The organism is Methylocucumis oryzae, from assembly GCF_000963695.1.
In the GTDB taxonomy this organism is placed as follows: Bacteria; Pseudomonadota; Gammaproteobacteria; order Methylococcales; family Methylomonadaceae; genus Methylovulum; species Methylovulum oryzae.
In genome coordinates this window covers 1-3,276 of sequence record NZ_LAJX01000248.1, presented here as the reverse complement: position 1 = coordinate 3,276, position 3,276 = coordinate 1, and the positions used below count along the sequence as shown (strand labels likewise).

Annotated in this window: 1 protein-coding gene; it reads right to left on the bottom strand. The window is 50.0% G+C overall.

Translation table 11 applies throughout. The features are described from left to right. Positions 1–3,276, bottom strand: a 3,276-nt coding sequence (locus VZ94_RS19035) for a beta strand repeat-containing protein (protein WP_045780441.1), incomplete at both ends; no start/stop codon positions are given.

Genomic DNA, 3,276 nt, shown 5'->3' with positions numbered 1-3,276 from the left:
ATACCGCTTAAGGTCAAACTTCCTGTGTTAACGCTGATACGGGTATTACCGGTTAACGTAACCGCGCCGCTTAAGCTATTATCTCCGCTAAGACTAGCTAATGCACCGCTACCTGATACGCCTGTTCCTGTTAAACCCGCTAAGTTTTCGGCAAGGTTAACGCCGCCTTGCAACGCCAGCGTAGCATTGTTGGCCACGGTTGTTGTGCCGACAGTCGTGCCCAATGCGCTATTATTATTGACTGCTACAGTACCTGCTGCCACTAAGATGTCACCAGTAAAGCTGCTACTAGCCCCGCTTAACGTGAGCGTACCTGTACCATATTTTATGAAGCCGCCACTACCGGTAAATTCACCTGAATACGTGGTAGAGGTTCCATCACCACCTGCACTCAACGAGTTTGCGCCTAGCGCTACCGTACCCCCACCTGCTAATGAGCCGACCGTCTCATCGTAGGCATTGACCAATGTTGCCCCGAACTCTATCGTCACGGCAGTGTTATCGCTCAGCGTCGTGCCGCTGGTATTCGCCAGAACGAGCTCACCTGCCGATACTATCGTCGCGCCAGTGTAAGTATTCGCGCCAGATAAGGTGAGTGAGCCTGCCCCGGTTTTGGTAAAACCACCCGAGTCGGTAACAATGCCTGCAAAGTTCGTCGTAGCTGTTTGGTTGACAGTTAGCTGGTTAAAGTTAAGGTCAACAGTACCGCCGACGCCAGACAGATTGCCTATGGTTTCGCTAGCCAATAGCTCTAAAGTCGAACCAGCCGATAACGTGACTTGTCCCGTATCAGCCAGTGCTAAGCCATTATTGACTTTTAACGTACCGGCTGAAAGCGTCGTGTCACCGGTACGGGTGTTAGCACCGGATAAGGTTAAGACACCAGCGCCTTGCTTGGTTATTGTGCCATTACCACCAATCACGCTGGTTATATCGGCGGTGTTACCGGTATCAACACTGATAATACCGCCGTTACTGCCTATGCTAATGGCTTTATTGATTTGCGTCGTTCCAGTGACTTTTAATAGTGCCGATGAACCGTCAATAGTCACCGTCCCAATACCTAAATTGCTGTTTGCAGCAATGCTTAACGTACCCGATGAAATCGTCGTATCCAGATAACCGGCCGAATTGTTGCCATTAAGAATAATAGCGCCCATCGCGCCCGTGCTGGCCACTAACAAACTGCCATTGCTCATCGTGCCGTTGAAGGTCAAATCTGCCGCAATGCCATTATTAATGCTGCGAGTCCCCCCGGCTAAATCCACGGTGCCGTCAAAAATAAACCCGAAACTACCCGCCTGCAAAGCGTCACCGTTGATGACGACATGGTTGGCTAAGGTATAACTGGTCGTGGTGCTGCGGAATTTACCGCCGGAAATGGTAAACGTACCGCTGCCCAGCGCTGTAGTAGAACCTATATCAATAATACCGCTAGCGAGCGTGACGCCACCGGTGAAGGTATTGTTACCTGATATCGCTACAACATGTCCGCCACCGCCTGAAATCGTCAATACGCCACTACTACTGCCGGAGATGATGCCAGACAGCGTGACATTACCGACTAAGCAATCTATCCCGCCGCCGTTCGCAGTTACGTTGACGGCAACCGATTCGTTTAGCCCTGCGCTGGTTCTAGCGCTTAACGTACCTCCATCGAAGGTTAATGTACCGGTATTCGGCAAATCGTCAGTCGCTAAGGTGCCGGCGCTAATAGTCGTGCCACCGGTATACGTTTCCGTGTTGCTTAAAATAAGCGTACCCGTGCCAGTTTTAGTTAAACTTCTAGCCCCTGATTGACCGATGACACCCGAAAGCGTCGCCGAAAACGAGCTACCGACTTCTATCACTGCATTTCCAGTCAACGTTAGCGTATTGTCTATGGTATTAGAGCCGGTAATGGCTAAGGTCGCTCCGCTTGCCAGCGAAACCGTGCCTGAACCAAGGTTACTGTCAGAGGTGATAGACAGCTTGGTATTGGCGCTAATCAACGTGCTCCCCGTATAGGTGTTCGTACCGGATAACACTATGGCGTTATTATTCGCCGAATCATCGTTTGACAGCGTTAAGTTGCGCGCGCCGCCACTTTCAGAAATGTTACCGGCAAACGTGATAACCGCTCCGTTGGCCATTAAGTTATCCGCCGTATCGGTCGCTAGCGTCGCATTCCCTGCAAGCACAAAGTTATTGCTAAGCGTTCTGGTAGCGCCACTTACATAGACTTGAACGCCAGCACTCAACGTGACAATGCCACTACCTAAATTCCCTGTGCCAAATGCCTCTAAAACACCGTTAGTGACATTAATATTTCCAGTAAAGCCATTAGCATTCCAAAAATTAAGCGCAGACGCACCGGTTTTGGTCAACGTGCCAGAACCGGTTACTGCGCCGGTAAAAGTCACTTTTCCCAGCAAATTATTCGCAGTAATCGTTGCGCCGCCACCTATCACAACCGCGTTATCAATAACATTGTAGACATTTAAACTGGCATTGCCGCTCACCGTACCGTCAACAAATGTCGTTCCATTGCCAGTCACCTCTAACGTACTACCGCCAGCGAGATTTATCGTACCGCCCACTGACGACGTGATATTTCCCCCTCCATTTGACGTCCAAGTCGCGCCCAAATTAGCATCTGATGCCACGCTTAACGTACCAGCAGAAACCGTGGTAGCGCCTTTATAGATATTACTTCCTGATAAAATCAGCTTGCCTGCGCCGGTTTTAGTGAATCCGCCTTCGGCATTGTCAGTCACCGCATTACTACTGCCAATATCGCCGCTTAAGGTCAAGGTCGTGCTATTAGCCACATCGACTGTCACCGTACTGAAGGGCTTTTTGATAGCGCCTGTGAAGCTATTGTCACCACTGACGTTCTGAATCGTGCCGCCAAAGAAATCAGTAATGTCTTCGCCGCTTATGGTGATGCCGCCCTGTAAAGCGAGAACACCGCCATTCATCTCGTTAATGCCTTTAGCCGTATCGCCTAAAGCAGCATTGTTGGTAAGCAGCAACGTACCGTTATCTAAAAATACCGCATCTTTAAACGTATTCGTACCGGACAAAACGACCGTACCCGTATTTGAGCCAGTACCAATATGCAAATCCCAAGAATCACCGGTTGCGGTACCACTACTGCTAAAAACACCGCTGAGTGTAAGCTGAGTGCCTGTCGCTGCGGATAACGTAACACTGCCATTACTGGTATGAGCGATAGTCCCAGACAGTGTGTTATTACCGCTGATGTTTTCCAACGCAGCACTAGTACCGGCTGGA